The sequence below is a fragment of the Lactiplantibacillus fabifermentans DSM 21115 genome (assembly GCF_000498955.2).
GTDB classification, from domain to species: Bacteria; Bacillota; Bacilli; order Lactobacillales; family Lactobacillaceae; genus Lactiplantibacillus; species Lactiplantibacillus fabifermentans.
On record NZ_AYGX02000145.1, the window covers coordinates 1 to 4,016 of the forward strand.

Here is a 4,016-nt window from a genome sequence, read left to right on the forward strand (position 1 = left end):
CTGATCTTTTTTGTCCGAACAGCGTTCGGATTAATTTTACAATCTACCATATTAATTTTAAATCCGCGAACTAAAAAAAGAGTAACAATTGAGTTTTTTGCCTCAGCCATTGCTCTTTTTATCTGATATGCTGGTTTACCAATCAGTAAAATTTTCCGATTTTTTAGCTAATCCGACAAGTCATATCTTAATTTCATTTGTCGCGATCCCCGCACGGTCATCTTTCCTAGCAGCACCATCGCATTAGCGAACATTGTTTCAGATATGTTTTCATTAACTGCTTCTAAGTTATCCGTAGATTTTGTGCTTAATAAAATATTTTGCATTTCGGCCATTACCTGTTGCCGGAATCTCGCTACTAATTCCTGATATCGCTCAAAATTACTATCACCGATTAATGCCAACGTTTTATTCAACCAAAAAATCGTTTGTGGATCAAAATTAGTTGGAGTATCCCGATAACGGATTGGCGTGTCGGTCACATTAGCATAAAAAGGTGCTAACTCATTAAACGCATTCGGACCAAAAGCTAACCAATGAATACCTGCAAGCTTAAATGGTACGTGGTTACGAATTTGCAAGACATGCGTCTCTAAATTTCTGTTAAGGGCAATTGCGCGATACTGCTCTTTTTCCATTAAGGAGCCGCTTCCATAAGGATCAAAGGGTGTATTTTGATAATGTGAACTTAAGGCCCCTTTCACATCTGACACGGTCAATTTACGACTCGCACGCTGAACAAAGGGCAAATCTTGGTCAATCGGCGTCTGATTACTAGTTGCGCTAAAATGCTGCTGGACATACCAAGCACGTGGATTATTATAGACAGTATCTTTTATCGTGGCACTACCAAACGTATGTCGTAAGTTTAAGCCTTGCGAATCGGGATTTAAGTGATTTTTAGTAATAAAGGTTTCTAAATCCGCCGAACACAATGTCGTCTCAGATTCTATCTCAAATTGATCAATATTCAACCGATTAGGCGCAATTACATAAGCATCATCTGGAATTTTCATTGCAGCCCAATGATGACCACCCAAAGTTTCCATATACCAAACTTCATCACAATCCGAAAATGCGATACCATTCGCTTCATAAGTACCATATTCTTCAAGCAACGCACCTAAACGCCGGACGCCATCTCTAGCAGAATGAATGTATGGTAACACGATAGTTAAAAAATCAGCCTCGCCTAAGCCATTCGCCACAAAAGGGTCGGCACCTTGTACACGACTGTTGGTTGTAATGGTTTCGGTGGCCGTCATCGCGACGTTCGCCCCATTAATTCCAGCTCCCGCCCAAATTCCAGCAGCCGAGTCAACATCGGGTGTCGCGGTATAACTTAACGGATTTTCAGGAAGCAATACCCGCACATCCGTCAAAATAGCATGATAAGTTTTCGGTTGTTGATCTGGAGTCACGACTACAAACTTCTGTGGATTGGGCCCATTGCCACCATCCTCGGCACGGGCAATCATCGTTGAACCATCAATGCTTGCGCTTTTTCCAACTAGAAAAGTTGTACAGGCCATTTTAACACCTCATTCAAAAAATAATTGAGTCATATTTTAACAAATAACTAACCACATAGCTAACTAAAGTTCACTGAATAAGATTATGCTTCATCACTGAATCGCCTGCTACTATTGGGATACGAATAATCAAAAGTACCACACCAAAGTTATTCGCTACATTATCATCTCAGGGACCAATCATAATATTTGAGCACTTATCACGCCTAGTGGGCCTAACATCCATTGGTAACGACTTAGGACCTGCCATTTATTTCCTTCTTACACAAGCAGAACCATTGCCGACCACTAGTTGTAGCAGTTAGCAACGGTTCTATTTAGTAGTTACGCCGGTCGATACTGATTGGCCTGCTTCACTGCCGCAATGGCAGTTGCCTTCAAAAATGACGTTGGTGTACTAAAAACCGGTTGAAAGAAAAAGTCCGCCGTCGCCAATTGTTGAATCGTGAAGTGGGCCTGGATTGCAACCGAGACCAGATTAATATTAGCGGTCACATCCACGGTCGACACTAACTGAGCGCCAAGAATTTCAAACGTGTTCGGGTCGTAACACAGCTTCGTCGTCACTGTCGCATCCGTGTTCATCGTAACGGGTTGGGTCCACGTCACCGCAACAATCGGTCGATTAAGGCGGTGCGCGCGTTGTTCACTGAGTCCCGTAGTTGCCAGCTTGTATTCAAAGACTGGCAGCGCTGATGTACCATTGGTTGGTGCCAGCGGCGTAGTTGGCAATTGTAAATTAGCGACGGCATTGCGGGCTTGTTGCCGCGCATTGCCCGCTAGCGCAATCGTTATCCGCTGCTGAGTTGGGCCGTCATTAACTTGTGTCGCATCTCCAATCGCCAAAACATCGGTCAAATTGGTTCGTTGGTAAGCATCCGTAACCACACTGCCATTGGACGTTAATGCCAACGTATCCGCGAGCCATTGCGTCTGTGGGACTGCCCCAATCGCCACCACTACCAAATCGGCTGCATAAGTAGCAGTATCAGTTTCAACTGCCGTCACATGCTGTTCACCTAATAGGCGTTGTACGCGTTGCCCCATAGCCAACTTAATGCCATGATTACGTAACGTTTGCGCGATTGGCGCCGCTATCTCCGCATCTAAATACCCATGTAGTGGTTGTTCATTGACGTCGATAAGGGTCACTGTTTTGTGCGCCTGGGCAAAAATCTCAGCCGCCCCTAACCCAATATAGCCGGCCCCAACGACCACGATTCGCTGAAGTTGAGCATTTTGCCGGGCCTGCTCGCGTAGCCACATCAGATCACCCTTGCCTCGTAAACTCACGATACCCGGGAGTGTTGCCCCAGTGACGGTCAGTTGCCGCGCTTGAGACCCCGGACTAAGAATCAATTTGTCATAAGCAACCGTCTGCGGCGTGGCCGGCTCTTTGGCTTGAATGACCAATTGATGGGTCGCTGCTAGCAAACGGACGACGCGGGTCTCGTCAACTAATGTTACCCCTTGAGCCGTTAATTTTTTGCGATAAGCGACGAGCTTCTCAACTGACCACCCCATCATTTGCCTAAAATTGGCTTGTTCGTACCAGACGATGGTACTATCAGGGTATTGTTCAATGGCGGTTTGTACTGCCTCAGTACCACCATGCGAAGCACCGACTACGATTAATTTCATGATTGCAATTCACCTACTAAAGTTTAGAATAGTCAATTAGGATACATGTTGTATCTATAAATTGATGATTCATAGTATACGCGCTCGGCTAATCCCATTCAATAGGATACATCCTGTATCTTGTGTAATTAAGGGTCACCAATAACTAAACTGTTTCTTAGGAGGATTTTCGATGACGACCACGATTAATCGACGGCGCGGAGACGATCTCGAAGACGCTATTTACCAAGCCGCTTACGCTTTACTCCAACATGAGAACTACCAAGCAATCACTTTTTCTAAAATTGCCGCGGCGGCACACACGAGTCGTTCCGTACTCTATCGCCACTGGGATACACCGTTTGAATTACTATTTTCAGCAATGCATCACCACCTCAAAAGCGCCAACATTCAGCTCACCGATACAAACTTTGACGATGGCAACTTGCGGGCTAATCTGATTCATACCGGTCGGCAATTTATGAACTTCTTGGCAAGCATGTTACCGGAATTCAATCACATGATGCTCGCAGAAATGACCAGTCAAACCGCTATGATTCAAAAAATTTTACACGAGATGCAACAAGGCAATCTCGCCATCATTGACCGTGTTTTAACCTTGGCGATTGCCACTGGCGAGCTCAAGCAATTGCCACCACGTCCGACCCGTTTGGCCTTATTTCAGATTATTCGGTATACTTTTATTGTGGAAGCACACACCTTAGACACGACTGAAATCATCGCCATCGTGGATAAGGTAGTGCTACCGGCTGTCCTTGCGACCGGTCGCAACTTGAAATAGTCAATTTGGGCCTAGAATAAAAAGTGTACAGGTTAAATAGAGACTCTGATTTAGTATAATTA

The 4,016-nt window shown here is 44.9% G+C and carries 3 protein-coding genes; 1 reads left to right on the forward strand and 2 read right to left on the reverse strand.

What is annotated here, in order from left to right:
- Positions 1–167: 167 nt before the first annotated feature.
- Both DY78_RS12310 and DY78_RS12315 read right to left on the reverse strand, forming a co-directional pair.
- Positions 168–1,532 carry a C69 family dipeptidase gene (locus DY78_RS12310; protein ID WP_024626290.1) on the reverse strand — a complete coding sequence of 455 codons (1,365 nt, stop codon included), beginning with the start codon at positions 1,530–1,532 and terminating at the stop codon, positions 168–170.
- Between the two features lie 324 nt (positions 1,533–1,856).
- The gene (locus tag DY78_RS12315; RefSeq protein ID WP_024626289.1) at positions 1,857–3,173 is read right to left on the reverse strand and encodes an FAD-dependent oxidoreductase; all 1,317 of its coding nucleotides are present in this window, start codon (positions 3,171–3,173) and stop codon (positions 1,857–1,859) included.
- 172 nt (positions 3,174–3,345) lie between these two features.
- Here DY78_RS12315 and DY78_RS12320 point away from each other — a divergent pair, with 172 nt between their 5' ends.
- Positions 3,346–3,954, forward strand: a complete 609-nt coding sequence (locus DY78_RS12320) for a TetR/AcrR family transcriptional regulator (RefSeq protein ID WP_024626288.1) — start codon at positions 3,346–3,348, stop codon at positions 3,952–3,954.
- The last annotated feature ends 62 nt before the right edge of the window (positions 3,955–4,016 follow it).